The sequence below is a fragment of the Sporomusa intestinalis genome, from assembly GCF_055383785.1.
In genome coordinates, this window is record NZ_AP042390.1 from 5,011,738 (window position 1) to 5,026,589 (window position 14,852).

Below are 14,852 nucleotides of genomic sequence, written 5' to 3' on the forward strand. Positions count from 1 at the left end.
CCCACCATTAGCAATTAGATATTGCAAAAAATGTGCTAAAAAAAAACGGGTATATCTGTTCTGGATTATTTCGAGTTAATGCACAAAGGAAATATTTGGATATTTGGCTAATTTATAAATGCCCCAATTGCAGGACAACATGGAACTCAACTGTATATTCGCGGATCAGTCCTCAAAGTTTAAGGCCCGAACTATTAGAACAGTTTCACACGAACGACAGCACTCTTGTCGAACAATACGCTATGGATATTGAACTATTGCGTAGAAATGGTGCAGAAGTTGGTTTGCCGAATTATAGAATAACCGGAGATGAAATTTGTATTGACAAGCCCACAGAATTGCACATTATAAGCAAATACTCATGTCAATTAAAAGTATCAGCAATTTTACGGGAAAAGTTATATTTGTCGCAAACAGCCTTCGACCAAATGTTAGCTTGCGGACAAATTAAAAGTAATTCAGGGCTTGATTTAAAAAAATGCAAATTACAGAAACACACGTCTATTTTTATAATCCGCTCACTCTGAGGCTGGCTCCAGCGGCAAATGCATTTTTTCCATACAAAGAAACCTTTACTGCAGCCGGTCCAAGGCCAGCATCAGGCCATGGATCAGCGCCTGTGGCCGCGGCGGACAGCCGGGCACGTAGATATCGACAGGCACAATGGCATCAACAGCCCCTCTGATTGCATAGCTGTCGCCGAATACCCGGCCACTGGCGGCACAGGCCCCGACGGCCATGACCAGCTTCGGCCGGGGTGTGGCTTCATAGGTCAGCTGCAGTGCCTGGGTTGAGTTCCGGGTGACGACCCCGGTTACCATCAGCAGGTCGGCGTGCCGCGGCGAAGCCACAAAATCCACGCCATACTGCTGGATATCATAAATTGGATTACACAGATGGGCCAGCTCGAAATCGCAGGCATTACAGGAACCGATATCAACATGCCGGACATGGAGGGAGCGACCCAGCACAGCCCGGATTTTCCGCTTCAGTTCCGGTGCCGTTGCCGCCGCCAGCGCCCCGCCCAGCAGCGCCAATTTATAGTTGCCGGTCTGCTTAAAACAGGCCTTCTCGCAGGTCTCAACACAAAGGCCGCAAAATATACAGGCCTTTTGCTCAATGGTAACCGCTCCCGGGGCCGCTGTAATGGCCCCGGTGGGACAAACAGCGGCGCATTTCCCGCAGGTCTTGCACTCCGCATATTGTACAGCCACTTCGCCCCGGGAGCGCCGGGGCGGCAGGGCTGCCTCCCAGTCTTCCGTTACTGTGCCGGTAGATATGATGGTACGTAATACATTTATCATTTCCATTCCTCCTTCCTATCGGTCGAGGCAGGCATAAGATAATTCGTAGCTTTTATTAATAAGCGGAAAATCCGGGATGATATTGCCGGGGGCGGCCACAGTCAGCGCCGGCCAGTTAGGATAGGCGGCGGCACGCACAAACAGCCGGTAGACGGTGTTATTGCCGCCAGCCATCAGCCAGTGGAGACAATTACCCTGGGGCGATTCACTCCAGCCGAAGCCGGAGCTGTGAGGCGTAATCGCCGGCAGTTCAACCGCCAGTGGTCCGGCCGGCATATTGGCCAGAATCTGACGGATCAGCTGTATCGTCTGATATACCTCATCCACCCTCACCCACAGCCTGGCGGCAACATCGCCGGCGGTATACACCGGGACGTCGAATGTAAGCTCCGAATAGCACCCATAGGGATTATCGCGCCGGCTGTCGGCATCCACCCCCGAGGCCCGCGCCCCCACTCCGACCATCCCCAGATCCAGGGCTGCCTGCCGTGATACAATCCCGGTCGTATTTACCCTGTTCAAAAACTCATCATTATTGCGGAACAGCCCGATCATCGCCGTAAAATCCGGCTCCAGCCCGGCCAGCAGATCAAAAATAAGCTCTGCCAGCTCGTTATTCATATCCTGGCGCACCCCGCCGGGAACTACCAGGCCGCGCAGGAAGCGATGGCCTGTCAGCGCTTCATTAACCCGCATAATGGATTCCTTCAGGCGGGCTCCAGCCATAATCGCCACGGCAAAGCCCATACCGGCACACAGGTTGCCGATATCCCCGACATGGTTATACAGGCGTTCCAGCTCGGCCACCAGGGCCCGCAGATATTGGGCCCGCCGGGGCGCCGCCACGCCGGCCAGCGACTCGACCGCCTGACAGTAAGCGACTGAATGGGCGATCGTGCAAACGCCGGAAATACGTTCCACCTGATAGAAGGCTTTGGTTAGCGGCAGGCCTTCCACCGCCTTCTCAATCCCCCGGTGAACAAAGAACATTTTAGCATCCAGGCGCAGGATGGTCTCCCCTGCCTGGCTGAAGCGAAAATGGCCGGGCTCAATAATGCCGGCATGGATCGGGCCAACCGGCACCTCAAAGACCCCCTCCCCCTCAACGCTGTGCATGTGCCACTGTTTATGCATTGTCGGCACCGGTGTGCGGACCGCGAAATCCTTACGCAACGGATACAGGTTATCAGGCCAGTTTTCATGCAGGACCAGCGGCCGCAAATCAGGATGCCCGACCGGTGTAATTCCGAATAAGTCGTGAATCTCCCGTTCATACCAGGCAGCGGCTGATATTTTGGGTGTCAGGGAGGGAAACTCCAGTGCTCCCACCGGATCGATCAAGGCTTTGACAACCTTGCATTGCCGGCCTGCCGCAAAGACGCAGTAGACGGCATAATTGCCGTTTACGCTGCGTTCATCATTGGCAAACATCGCTGCCAGGCGGCGCCTGCCCTCCTCATATACCGCATATGCGGCTTCTTGCAGCTTAGCTGCGGCAACGCTTGTATATTCAATCACCGGCTTAACCTCCTAAAACAATTTCCGCAGCCTGTACCAGCACGTTATTCACTACCGGCGGCAGATATAGGCCACCAAAAGCAATGATGGCAAAAGAAAACAGCATTGCCATTTTGGCAGTGGGATCAAGCTGGAACTTGCGCAGCCCCTGGGGGGCAGTGCCGAATCCCATCTGTAAGCCATAGTGCATCATGCCGGCAAAAATCCCGGTAAGCAGGAGCAACGTCATGCTGCCCAGCAGCCACTGCTGATTTTCAAACATCGCTAACACAATATAAAACTTGGTTATGAAGACATTAAACGGCGGGGTCCCGGTAATGGCCAGAATGCCGACAATGAACAATGTCGCTACCAGCGGCATGACCCGGGCAATGCCAAAAATTTGTTTGATCTCCTTGGTTTTATACTCCTGCGTAACTACCCCGGCCAGATAAAACAGGGCCGATTTGGCGACAGCATGATTGACAATGTGCAGCAGGGCGGCATAGACGGCAAGCGGTGTGCCAACCCCTAAGCCCAAGGTGATAATTCCCATGTGCTCAACGCTGGAATAGGCCAGCAGCCTTTTCACATCATGCTGCACCAGAATAAAGGGGATGGCGATGGCGATTGACAGCAGCCCCAGAGCCAGCAGCATATACTGGGCAAATTCAGGTCCAATCGAGCCCCGCACGATAATGATATTGCGAACCAGGGCATACAAGGCACAGCTTAAGAGGGCCCCTGACAGCAGCCCGCTGACAGGTGACGGTGCCTGGCTGTGAGCATCAGGCAGCCAGGTATGCATTGGCGCCAGGCCGGCTTTGGTTCCATAGCCAATCAGAATGAAGACAAAGGCAATTTTAACAATAGCCGGGTCCAGACTGGCGCTTATTCTTTTGAGTGTTCCCCAGTCCAGAGCCTGGCCGGCGGCAGCACCTGTACTGACTTGGGCATAATACAGAATCATGGTGCCCAGCAGAGCCAGACAAATGCCCACCGTGCAGATCATAACGTATTTCCAGGCCGCCTCCAGCGAGTCACGGTTAAAATAGAAAGCAACCAGCAAGGCGGAAGCTAAGGTGGTTCCCTCAACAGCCACCCACATGAGGCCAAGATTGCCGACGACAATAACGCTGATCATCGCAAAGCTGAACAGATTAAGCAGGGCGTAGTAACGTGGCACCATGGCCTGCGTAATATGACCGTCGGTAACCTCTTTCTCCATATAAGACAGGGAAAAGAGCGTTGCCGTAAAGGTCAGCAGCGCGACAACAAACAGCATAACCGCGCTTAAATTATCTAAATGAAAATATTCCGAACTAAATACCTGTTGCCGGGTAATATTGGTAATAATCCAGACTAACACCGCACTTGTCGCCAAGCTGCCGGTAAAATTAATTATCTTGATTGTGGTCCTGCTGCGCTGTAATAAGGTTAACAGCCCGGTAACCAGCGGTATTGCCAGCGCAAGTAAAATCAGTTGTTGCATACTCTATCACCCCTTTAACTTCTTAAGCAGGCCTGTGTCAGTAGTCGCAAATGACAGCTTCAGGCGATAAGTCAAAATGACCAGGACAACAACAGCTACTAAAACGTCAAAAAATATTCCCAGTTCAATGATCAGCGGCAAACCCTGGGTAATCGACAGACCCATCAGGTAGAGGCCGTTCTCCATCGTGATCAGACCAATAGTTTGCATTAAGGCCTGACGGCGGGTCATGATCAGCAGCAGGCCGATAAAAGATAAGGCAATCGCGGCCGGCAGGGTGGAGTTGGCGGCAAAACCGGGCAGTGCTTCGCTAATCAGGCCATAGGCCAGAATAATCGCTAACAATGCGGTAAAAGTGGTAAAATTAGGGTTAACAATTTCCCTTTCCTCCTGGAGATAAGGCAAAACCCGGTATAAGGCGTAAGGGATAAGCCCCACTTTAATGACAACAGTCAGGAAAGCGGCAATATACATATGGACTTCACCGGTATGAATGCCGACAATGGCACAGCCTAAGGCGACGATGACCGACTGAACGACGATAATGTTAATCCCCAGCTTCAAGTTTGTCACCCGTGTCAGGAAGACAGCAGCCGACATGAGCAGGATGGTTAATAAATCCATTGCGATCCCTCCCTTTTCTCACTGCGCCACAATTGCCAGCAAGGACAAGCAGCCGGCCGCAGCCATCAGGCCCGGCACCCGGAACAGGCGGATTTTATTGGTGCTGCTTTCAATACAGGCCAGCGCCACGGCCACGGCGAAAACTTTTATACCCAGCCAGGCTGCCGCCAGCGGCGCAGAAGCAATGCCCGGCATATTCCAGGGAATAAACAGATTGACCATCAACAGAATAAATACCAGCTGCTTAATCGCTGCCGCCCAGAAAATCAGGCCCACCGGCCGCCCCGAGTATTCTAACACCATGCCTTCATGAATCATCGTCAACTCCAGATGGGTGTCAGGATTATCCACCGGAATACGGCCGGTCTCCGCTACCGTAATCATCAGAAAAGCAACCGCTGCCAAAACGGCGGAAAACGAGACCGGCGTGCTGGCAGCCGTACCGGCCATTGTTGACAATACAGTTGAATTGGCATTAAGGGCTACGGTAAATAACGTAATCAGCAAAGCCGGTTCCACCAGTACGCTGATAAACATTTCCCGGGAGCCGCCCATGCCCCCGAACGAGCTGCCTGCGTCCAGCGAGGCGGCCGCCAGAAAAAACCGCCCGACCGCAAACAGATATGCTAATACAAACAGGTTGTCAACCTGGATGCCCCTGTCGGTAAAGATTGTCGGGACCAGCGCGGCCGCGCCAAGGGCGGTGGCAAAATAGATATAGGGGGCAAAATGGAAGATCCACGATACGGCCGGCGAAACAACGTGATCTTTTTGCAGGAATTTTATAAAATCGAAGTAGGGCTGGCAGTAACCGGGACCACGCCGGCTTTGCAGCCGCCCTTTGGTATTTTTTATCACACCCTGGATGAGGGGCGCCAGCAAAAATAAGACAATAGTTTGCGCCATTATCGCTGTAACAGACATGTTGTCACCACCTTGTGCCAATAATCATTACTACTACTGTAACTACCATGATATAGCCAATGTACAGCTGCAGGCTGCCGGCCTGAATATGTTTGCAGCGCCTGGCCGCAAACAAAATCCCCGTGGCCAGCGGGCTGTACATATATTCATTGACGAGATGCCGGATATGGACAGTCAGCGACATCTTAACCCCATGATAAGGATTGCGCGACCGGTCTGCTGAAATTTGGGTGACCGGCCGCAGAATACCGCCAAATACCCGGCGAATGGGTTCGGCAAAGCCGGTAGCTGTATATTCCATCCGGGCTGTCGGGATAATACCGCAGGTCCAGGTCTCGCCGGCGGCAACCTTCGGGGCTCCGGCCGCCCGGGCCAAAACGCAGGCGGCAAGAAGGCCGGTGACAATAAGAACGACGACTACCGGCATGGTTATCAGACCAGCTGCATTGCTCTGCTGGGCTTGAAAGCCGACAGCGTACCATTGGCTTGTTTGAAACAAGCCGTCCATGGATACCCCGGTCCGGCCGGCCAGCACGGTTTGCAGCATGCCGGCCAGCCATTGGGGCCAAACCCCGGCGGCTATACAGACCAGGGCCAGCGCGCCCATCCCGGTCAGCATCGTACCGGGAACTTCAGCTGCCTGCTCAGCCTGCCTGCTGCGGGCTCGGGCAAGGAAAGTAACACCAAAGGCTTTTACAAAACAGGCGGCCGCCAAAGCCCCCGTCAAACCCAGCAGGGCAATCAGCACAACTGCGCTCAGCTTGCCGCCCACCCCACCGATTGCGGCGGGCAGAAAGAACAGGGCCTGAAAGGTAAACCATTCGCTGACAAAACCATTAAGCGGCGGCAACGCCGAGATGGCGGCCGCCCCGATCAAGAAGAACAAGGCGGTATAAGGCATCTTTTTGATAAGTCCGCCGAGGTGCTCTATATCTTTGGTATGGGCAGCATGCACTACAGCCCCGGCCCCCATAAACAGCAGCGATTTAAAAATCGCGTGGTTGAATACATGATAGAGAGCAGCCGCCCAGGCCAAGCCAGCCAGCGTTTGCTGCCCGTAACTCATAAACACCATGCCCGCACCAACGCCTAAGAGAATAATCCCGATGTTTTCTACGCTATGATAGGCCAACAGGCGCTTGAGGTCATGCTCCATAATAGCGTACAGAACGCCGAGAACAGCGGAGATAATAGCCAGAACTAATACCAGCCCCCCCCACCAGGCCGGCCCCGCTCCTAAAAAATCAAGGAAAAACCGGGCCAGGCCATAGATTGCCGTTTTTATCATAATCCCGGACATCAGGGCCGAAACATGGCTGGGCGCTGCTGGGTGCGCTTCCGGCAGCCAAATATGCAGCGGCATAACTCCGGCTTTTATACCAAAGCCAATCAGCGCACACAGAAAGATTGCATTTCTCATTGCCTCGGCAAGGGCGCTGCCATTAAGAAACGCAAAATCCAAACTATTGGAACCTGTCGCCAGCAGCAAAAAAGCGATGGCAATAAAGGCGGTGCCCACATGGGTCATTACAATATACAGATAAGCGGCCTTGGTATTTGCGGTCTTTTCATATTCATGGTTAACAAGGAAAAAGGACACTACGGTCATCAGTTCCCAGACAATAACAAAAACAACGACCTGGCTTATTGTCAGCACCAGTACCATCGACAGTAAGAAGGCATTAAATAATGCGGCCAGCACAGCAAACCGGCGGCCGTAATATTCCCGGCTGTAACCCAGGGCATAAACACTGGCGGCAGTGCCGACCACCCCTAAGGCCAGCAAAAAATAGGCCGATAAGTAGTCAATCCGCACTTTCAGCACTCCCAGCGGCGCCCCGGGGGAAAAGGTGATGACCTGCCCCTGCGTCCCTAAAACCGCTAGCGCGCAGAATGCCGCTGCCAAACACCCTGACGCCGCCAAACCGTGCGCAAGATAATTCGTGGTTTTGGCACTGGCCTGAGTGGCCAGGGGGGAGATTATGCCCAAACCGAATAGGGCAAGCCCAACCAGATACAATTGTTCAATAAGCACTAATTTCACTCCTATCCCAGTGTAATATTTGCCACAGGGGTGATTAACCGCAGCGCGGGTAGCCAGGGGCCAGCTTCCGCGAGGTATACTTGGTGTAGAGCAGACGGCGGCTGTTGTAATCATCGAGGAAATATTCATATAGCTTTTGCATATCCGGATTGTCGTGTGATTTTCTGTATTCCAGGTTTTCGTCATGGAGATAAGCACTGCAGGCGCGGCTTTCATAAGCAGCAGCCTTATCGCCCGGCAGCAGTACTTTCGGCTGACCGCCGCCGCTTACGCAGCCATTGGGACAAGTCATCACCTCTATGAAATGAAAATCAGCCCTGCCGGCCTTGATAGCGGCTAACACCGGCGCAACATTTTTCAGCCCGGCCACAACAGCCACCCGGAGTTCGACTTCACCAATTTGGACTTTGGCTGTTCTAATGCCCTCGCCGCCTCTGACAAAATTAAGATTCAAATCAGGAATTGACTGTCTTGTAAGTAGCTCATAGGCAGTGCGCAACGCCGCTTCCATCACCCCCCCGGCAGCCGCAAACAGTGTACCTGCTCCGGTATAGGTCCCCAGCGGCTTGTCAAAAGCCCCTTCAGCCAGGCTATTGAAGTCAATGCCGGCGTCTTTAATTAACTGGGCGAGTTCCCGGGTAGTAATCACAGCATCTACATCCCGGTAGCCGCTGTCTTTCATCTCCGGCCGCTCGCTTTCAAACTTTTTGCAAGTACAGGGGGTAACAGAAACGCTATAGACCCTGGCCGGGTCCACCCCATCCACCTGCGCGCCATAGGTCTTAAAGAGGGCGCCGGCCATTTGCTGCGGGGATTTACACGCGGAGAGATGGGCGGTGAGCTCCGGATAGTCCTGCTCAAGATACTTAACCCAAGCCGGGCAGCAGGAGGTAAACATCGGCAGCACCCCACCCTCGCTAACCCGGTCAATTAATTCATTAGCTTCTTCCATAATGGTTAAATCAGCCGCAAAATTGGTGTCATAAATCCGGGAAAAACCAAGCGTACGCAAAGCAGCCGCCAGCTTCCCCGGTGTCAGAGTCCCCAGCGGCATGCCAAATTCTTCGGCAATAGCGACCCGTACAGCCGGGGAGCACTGCACCATGGTAAACAGCGCCTTATTCGCCAATACATTTTTTAGTTCCGGGGCATTGCCGGTAAAATAGCTGGCAAACATCGGCTCTGTCACCGAAGCAAGCAGGTTGCGTTCTTGGATTTTTTGTTCCCGCGGACTAATGCCGGCAGCGAATGCCGACGCATAGGCGCTGCAAATTTGAATACATTGGCCGCATAATACACACCGCTCATAATTGATTGTCTGCGGCTGCCCCTGTAGCCCCTCGATGGCGTCAACCGGGCAGTTACCGGCACAGAGCCTGCAGCCGGTGCACAACTCCTGGTCGATCCGGACAATACCGGCAGTATTTACTGACATAAACAGCACCTCCTATATTTTAAAAATATGCAAACCTATTGTCTGGTCAATAAATCTTTACCGCAGCGGGAAAAACAACCGCAATCGCTTCCTTAGGGCAGGCAGCAACACAGGCTGGCCGATCGGAAGAGCACGCTATACATAACTTGCAGTTGCCTGCTACCATAACATCCCTGGCAGTTAGGCCGGCCTTGGTTACAGACGCAGCCCCGGCTGTGGCAATAAACAAATGCGGTATAACCGGAACAGCCATAGTTCCTGCCACCTTGGTGCCGGAGCCGGCATGAACCACCGCGCAGGCAAGCTCACAGGCCTTGCAGCCAATGCACTTCTCAGGGTTAACAATAACAAAAGCGTTTACTTGGTCAGCCATGGCTAATTCCTCCCAGCATTTTGATTGGCCATGGCTCCGCTGCCAGGTACAGTGGCTAAGCCAGCGTCGGGAGCCTGCCGGTACGGGGCTACTTTTTCGCGGCTGCAGTGGCAGCGGAAGCACATTTGCCGGCATCGCCGGTTGTATTGCGCAGATAGCTATACCAGTAAAAAGCGGCGACAAACAGGCCAAGACCAACGATATTGCCTAATACGGCCGGAATCCAGTTAGCCATAACCATACTTTCAATTGTCAAAGTATCTGCCTGCGCCCCTAATTTACTGGCCTCGACCACAGCCGGCAGCGTTTTTGCAAACAGGCCGGCCGGCAGATAATACATGTTGGCAATACTATGCTCAAAGCCACTCATCACAAAGGTCATAATCGGGATATAGCAGGTGGCGACTTTGCTGATAATATCTTTGGAGGAGAAGCTCATCCAAACAGCAAGGCCTACTAACCAGTTACATAAAATTGCGCGAAAAAATACCTCAGTCCAGGTAAGGTTTACCTTAGTAACGGCAATCGACAAGGCCGAGGCCCCCAGCAAATGATGGTTGAACTTAAAAAGCCCGGTCAGATGCATAAGCCAGGCAATGAATACCGCACCTACCATATTTCCGATCAACACAATCGTCCAATTCCGCAGTACATCTAGAACACTAATCCTGCCGACGAAGAGCGCAGTCAGCATCAAAATATTGCCTGTAAATAACTCGGCCCCGCAGATTACAACATACATCAGGCCCACGGAAAACACTGAACCGGTAATGAATCGCTGCCAGCCGGCACCGAGTGAAGTAAGATCATGGGCCGCCATGGTTGAGCCTTCTGCCCCAAAGGCAATGAAGCAGCCGGCAAGGATGCCCAGTATAAACAGCTTGCCTGCAGGCATCGTCGCTCTTTTTACCTGTGCTTCCATACAATTCTGAGCAATTTCGGGGGGTGTGCAATAATTCATATAAATTCCTCCTTTTTGGTGAGTAGTCTGTTCCTGCCCGCATCTATGTCAGCGTTGTACATAAACTGATCCGGAATTGGGTTTCACTTTGGCTGCCCGTTCAGCCCTGAATGCATTATTTTAATTGCAAAAAGCATGCCAATAAGGCATGCTCTTGCAGTAATCGAGCTATGTGTTTTTTGATTTATCGAAAAAGTCCAGATTTATCAGGAACTTTCGGAAAATTAAGGTTGTTTGCATAATTCACTTTATAAGTAAACAACCGCTATTTTCAAGGTACCTTATTGCACACAGTCTGCAATAATTGCATACCTGGCTGTTGCAGACTGCAAAAATTACATAGTTGGACAAATTACTTCCCTGATCGCTTTTTGTGCATCCTTTTGAGGCGATAATACAGTGTTCTTACCGATATCCCAAGGTGCTGCGCCGCCTTGGTCTTATTGCCGCCGCACTTTTCCAGCGCTTCTTCCACCAGATGGTCGAGATGTTCCTGCAGCACATAATTTTCCGGCTGCGAAACTGCTTTTTCCGGCCCGGCAGGCATAGCCGGGCTGTCCGGTGTCATGCTGCCCTTGCTGCCAAGTAAATTGCTCAAATGCTCCAGCTTAAGCTCGTCATCATCATGCATAAACGAAACCCATTCCATTGCATTCCTTAGTTCCCGGACATTGCCCGGCCAGGGATAGTGCAACAGGAAATCCGCGGCTGCGTCACTGATATGGGCAAAACGCTTGCCCCGGCGTTGGGAAAAATCCTGCAAAAACAGGAGTGCCAGCGGCAGGATGTCTGCCTGTCGTTCCCGCAGGGGCGGAATAATAATCTGTCCCACTTTCAGCCGGTAATACAGGTCTTTGCGGAATAACCCCTGGGCAATACGCTTTTCAAAATCCAGATTCGTTGCACAGATGATCCGTAAATCTGTTCTAATCTTTTTTAAGCCGCCAACCCGGTAGAAACTCTTCTCCTCCAATACCCGCAGCAGTTTTGCCTGCAGTTCGATAGGGATTTCGGCGATTTCATCCAGAAACAGGGTTCCCCCCATAGCCATATCAAGCTTGCCTTTACTGCCGCGGGCTGTCCCCCCCGTGAAAGAACCTGCTTCATAGCCAAAAAGCTCACTCTCAAACAGGCTGGGGGTTATGGCCGTGCAATTAATATCGACAAACGGCCCGGCATTCTGCATGTTGCCGTAGTGGATCATCCTGGCAATGATCTCTTTCCCGGCGCCGGTTTCACCCTGAATTAATACAGGCAGCGAGCGATCGGTATGGTATTTCTCAGCCTGTTGGACAATCCGCTTCATGTGCTCGGAAAATACCCCGATCCTGGCACTACCGGCTTGTTCGGCTACCGCCTGCGGGAGTTGAGCTAGGCCGGTATCTGCCCCGGCTGCTCCATTTTTCCGCCCCGGTTCCAGGGACTGGGTGACGACATAGGTTTCCGGCATAGACGCCTGGTGTTCCTCCACCCGGCTGAGCACGGCCTTTAGCTCCTGCACATTAATTGGCTTTGTCAGATAATCATAGGCCCCGGCCCGCAGGGCGCCGATGGCCAGGGCAATATCGATAAAACCCGTATACAGTACAAGATCGGCTTCCCGCTGCTGTTTAAGGGACTTTATCTCGCGGATTAAGTCAATCCCCGAGATCCCCCCCATTTTAATATCAGACAGAACCATCTGAAAGTTATTCCCTTTATATAGCTGGAGAGCCTCTTCACCGGACGCGCTCTCGACAACCTGATGCCCAAGCAGTAATAAATAATCTGCCAGAAAAGACCTGCTTTCACTTTCATCATCCACAAGAAGAATATGCATTAACGGCCCCCTTCCTGCCAGTACTAGGTCCCACTGTATACCGGAAATGATACTTTAATTGCCGCACCGCCACCAGGGCTGTTGCCTACACTAATCAAGCCATTGCTGGCGGTAACAATGGAATGAACGATAGATAAGCCCAGCCCCATAGAATCGCCTGATTTGGTTGAAAAAAACGGCTCGAAAATCCGGTCTTTGATCTTATCATCAATACCGGGCCCGTTATCGCTCACTTCCAGATAGACGTTATCCGCATCATGCCAGGTACGGACAACAAGCTCGCCGCTGCCCGCATCAACTGCATCCAGGGCTTGCATTGCATTCATTAGCAGATTGAGCAATACCTCTTCCAGGCGAATTGTTGAGCCATAAACATAAGGCAGATTGGAAGCCAGCTGCTTTTTAACCTCAATCTGCCGGGAAAACAGTTGATTGCTGACCAAAGACAGCGCCTTTTCAATAATATCGTTCAAATTGCATGGTATATAATCATAATTTTGACTATTGCGCAAAAATGAGCGTAAATGATTTACTATATTATCAATTCTATCCACTTGCTGGGAAATATTCAATATGCTCTTGATAACCTCTCCGACCTTCAATTTACCTGTTGACTGCTGGCGTAAAAGGATGGTTTCCGCCAGCAGGCGAATGGCATTTAACGGCTGATTGATCTCATGGGCAATACCGCCGCCAATAATGGCGAGGGTTGTCACTCTTGCGGCCCGTTCGATTGCGGCCCTGGCCTCAGCAATCCTGATTTCGGCTTCTTTCTGGGCGGTAATATCGCGCCCTACCGACTGGTATTCAACGATCTCCCCCTGCTCATTAAACAACGCGCGATTATTCCATTGCACCCAGCGATTGCCCGCAGCGGTGCCAAACTGATATTCAGAAAAGGCCACCGGGTTTTCCGGCGTTAGCCGGTTAAACATCTGCAGAATTGACTCCCGGTGAGCAGGCGGCACAAAATGGATAAAATTCTCACCAATAATCTCGTCCAGCCTTTTGCCAAAATACCGGCAAAACGCGCCGTTAACAAAAGTTAATTTACCGTCTGGCAAAATCCGGCGGATTAAATCCACCTGGTCCTCAACAACAACCCGGTAACGGGCCTCACTTTCCATGAGCTGCTGTTCCACTAGCTTCTGGGCGGTAATATCCCTGCCTACAGACTGAAACTCCAGCAGCCGGCCACAGTCATCAAAAATGGCCCGGTTTACCCATTGCTGCCACCGGACCTGGGCATCGCGGCCAACCAGCCTCCGCTCAGCCATGGCCACCGGCCTGTCAACGGTCAGTGAAAATATCTGTTCTTTAAACCTGTCCCGGTCATCCTCGGCAATGAGTTCCATAACATTGGTCCCGATAAGCTCGTCCATCGGCTTCTCGAAATACCGGCAAAAGGCGCTGTTAACAAAAGTCAGGCTGCCGTCAGGCAAAAACCGGCGGATTAAATCCACCTGATCCTCCACTACCGCCCGGTAGCGGGCCTCACTTTTTTTCAGGGCCTCCTCCGCCTGCCGCCAGGTCCTAACATCGGAGGTAATCATCTGCAGGCCCCCGTCGTCAAAGGCCGTTATGCTCAGTTCCACCGGTAAGCCGGTGCCGTCGGCCCGCAGGCAATGTACCGTGCCGGCCGCCGCTTCTTCCTGCCGGGCGGCCTTGATAAACTGCCTGGCCAGAGAAACATCGCCGGCGGCAATAAACTCATAGATGCTTTTGCCGGTCATATCGGCCTCCTCATAGCCAAACAGCCTTAACCCGCTGGGATTGACACTGACTAAACGGTCGTCGGCATCCATACTGAATACGCCGTTGGCGGTTTTCGCCACAAGCAGCCTGTATCTCGCTGCAAGCCCCTGCCGGTCCTTAGTGCCTTGCTTCCTGTTGCTCATACTCAGTCTCCGATCTGTCTTTATCAAGCCGTAAAGCCTATTGGCTGATAATCCGCACCAGCCGCACGCCAAAGCACTGTTTTATTGCCGGTAAAAACCGGCTCAGCAGAATTGACCTGTACATTTCCCGTTTTGTAATCAGCAGTAACTGGTCATCCACCTGCCGCAGCGAAACCAGGCTGTTAATATATCTGTCAAAATCCGCCTCGCCCATCACGGTCCGCAACTCTGCCAGCGCCGCCGACAGTTGGGGCGCCTCCCGGCCAATCCGCTCAGTGAGGGGGGAAAAAGGAACCGAATACCTTGCCGCAGCCATGCTCATCATTCCACCTTACAACTCATATACTTTTTTCATTCGCCGCCATCACGGCCTCTTCCTCTTCGTCTGGCCGCCGGGCAATCGGATATTTACAGCGCCCGGAAGATCAGCTAGTATTATAATCAGTACGCCCAAGCCAGACTAATGCTGACCTGACATTAT

The 14,852-nt window shown here is 52.4% G+C and carries 13 protein-coding genes; 1 reads left to right on the top strand and 12 read right to left on the bottom strand.

Annotated elements, in window-relative coordinates; genetic code table 11:
• The first annotated feature begins 32 nt into the window (after nucleotides 1-32).
• Nucleotides 33-527: a DUF1062 domain-containing protein gene (locus ACZ481_RS23335; RefSeq protein ID WP_464767732.1), complete on the top strand. Its 495-nt coding sequence runs from the start codon at nucleotides 33-35 to the stop codon at nucleotides 525-527.
• Between the two features lie 45 nt (nucleotides 528-572).
• Here ACZ481_RS23335 and nuoB read toward each other — a convergent pair whose 3' ends face one another.
• The 12 genes from nuoB to ACZ481_RS23395 all read right to left on the bottom strand — a co-directional run bounded on the left by nuoB (nucleotide 573) and on the right by ACZ481_RS23395 (nucleotide 14,687).
• The gene (gene nuoB, locus ACZ481_RS23340; RefSeq protein WP_464767733.1) at nucleotides 573-1,304 is read right to left on the bottom strand and encodes an NADH-quinone oxidoreductase subunit NuoB; all 732 of its coding nucleotides are present in this window, start codon (nucleotides 1,302-1,304) and stop codon (nucleotides 573-575) included.
• Between the two features lie 15 nt (nucleotides 1,305-1,319).
• Nucleotides 1,320-2,822: a hydrogenase large subunit gene (locus ACZ481_RS23345; RefSeq protein WP_464767734.1), complete on the bottom strand. Its 1,503-nt coding sequence runs from the start codon at nucleotides 2,820-2,822 to the stop codon at nucleotides 1,320-1,322.
• 4 nt (nucleotides 2,823-2,826) lie between these two features.
• Nucleotides 2,827-4,293 (bottom strand): hydrogenase 4 subunit F, encoded by a 1,467-nt coding sequence (locus ACZ481_RS23350; RefSeq protein ID WP_464767735.1) that lies wholly within the window; start codon nucleotides 4,291-4,293, stop codon nucleotides 2,827-2,829.
• Nucleotides 4,294-4,299: 6 nt separating this feature from the next.
• On the bottom strand, nucleotides 4,300-4,917 hold the full coding sequence (locus tag ACZ481_RS23355) for a hydrogenase (RefSeq protein ID WP_464767736.1): 618 nt from the start codon (nucleotides 4,915-4,917) through the stop codon (nucleotides 4,300-4,302).
• A gap of 18 nt (nucleotides 4,918-4,935) precedes the next feature.
• Nucleotides 4,936-5,841: a respiratory chain complex I subunit 1 family protein gene (locus tag ACZ481_RS23360; RefSeq protein WP_464767737.1), complete on the bottom strand. Its 906-nt coding sequence runs from the start codon at nucleotides 5,839-5,841 to the stop codon at nucleotides 4,936-4,938.
• A 4-nt stretch (nucleotides 5,842-5,845) separates the two neighbouring features.
• Nucleotides 5,846-7,876, bottom strand: a complete 2,031-nt coding sequence (hyfB, locus tag ACZ481_RS23365; RefSeq protein ID WP_464767738.1) for a hydrogenase 4 subunit B — start codon at nucleotides 7,874-7,876, stop codon at nucleotides 5,846-5,848.
• 43 nt (nucleotides 7,877-7,919) lie between these two features.
• Complete coding sequence (locus ACZ481_RS23370) at nucleotides 7,920-9,320, bottom strand: [FeFe] hydrogenase, group A (protein ID WP_464767739.1); 1,401 nt, start codon at nucleotides 9,318-9,320, stop codon at nucleotides 7,920-7,922.
• Nucleotides 9,321-9,366: 46 nt separating this feature from the next.
• Nucleotides 9,367-9,693 (bottom strand): 4Fe-4S binding protein, encoded by a 327-nt coding sequence (locus tag ACZ481_RS23375; protein WP_464767740.1) that lies wholly within the window; start codon nucleotides 9,691-9,693, stop codon nucleotides 9,367-9,369.
• 88 nt (nucleotides 9,694-9,781) lie between these two features.
• Nucleotides 9,782-10,654: a formate/nitrite transporter family protein gene (locus ACZ481_RS23380; RefSeq protein ID WP_464767741.1), complete on the bottom strand. Its 873-nt coding sequence runs from the start codon at nucleotides 10,652-10,654 to the stop codon at nucleotides 9,782-9,784.
• A gap of 352 nt (nucleotides 10,655-11,006) precedes the next feature.
• Nucleotides 11,007-12,473: a sigma-54-dependent transcriptional regulator gene (locus ACZ481_RS23385; protein ID WP_464767742.1), complete on the bottom strand. Its 1,467-nt coding sequence runs from the start codon at nucleotides 12,471-12,473 to the stop codon at nucleotides 11,007-11,009.
• A 23-nt stretch (nucleotides 12,474-12,496) separates the two neighbouring features.
• Nucleotides 12,497-14,371 carry a PAS domain S-box protein gene (locus tag ACZ481_RS23390; protein WP_464767743.1) on the bottom strand — a complete coding sequence of 625 codons (1,875 nt, stop codon included), beginning with the start codon at nucleotides 14,369-14,371 and terminating at the stop codon, nucleotides 12,497-12,499.
• A gap of 37 nt (nucleotides 14,372-14,408) precedes the next feature.
• Entirely contained in the window at nucleotides 14,409-14,687 is a 279-nt protein-coding gene (locus ACZ481_RS23395; RefSeq protein WP_464767744.1) for a hypothetical protein, read from the bottom strand.
• Nucleotides 14,688-14,852 lie beyond the last annotated feature (165 nt).

Coding starts and splice junctions, on each gene's coding strand:
- nuoB (WP_464767733.1), bottom strand. CDS start 1,304: ATGATAAATGTATTACGTACCATCATATCTACCGGCACAGTAACGGAA.
- ACZ481_RS23350 (WP_464767735.1), bottom strand. CDS start 4,293: ATGCAACAACTGATTTTACTTGCGCTGGCAATACCGCTGGTTACCGGG.
- ACZ481_RS23355 (WP_464767736.1), bottom strand. CDS start 4,917: ATGGATTTATTAACCATCCTGCTCATGTCGGCTGCTGTCTTCCTGACA.
- ACZ481_RS23360 (WP_464767737.1), bottom strand. CDS start 5,841: ATGTCTGTTACAGCGATAATGGCGCAAACTATTGTCTTATTTTTGCTG.
- ACZ481_RS23370 (WP_464767739.1), bottom strand. CDS start 9,320: ATGTCAGTAAATACTGCCGGTATTGTCCGGATCGACCAGGAGTTGTGC.
- ACZ481_RS23375 (WP_464767740.1), bottom strand. CDS start 9,693: ATGGCTGACCAAGTAAACGCTTTTGTTATTGTTAACCCTGAGAAGTGC.
- ACZ481_RS23380 (WP_464767741.1), bottom strand. CDS start 10,654: ATGAATTATTGCACACCCCCCGAAATTGCTCAGAATTGTATGGAAGCA.
- ACZ481_RS23385 (WP_464767742.1), bottom strand. CDS start 12,473: ATGCATATTCTTCTTGTGGATGATGAAAGTGAAAGCAGGTCTTTTCTG.
- ACZ481_RS23390 (WP_464767743.1), bottom strand. CDS start 14,371: ATGAGCAACAGGAAGCAAGGCACTAAGGACCGGCAGGGGCTTGCAGCG.
- ACZ481_RS23395 (WP_464767744.1), bottom strand. CDS start 14,687: ATGGCTGCGGCAAGGTATTCGGTTCCTTTTTCCCCCCTCACTGAGCGG.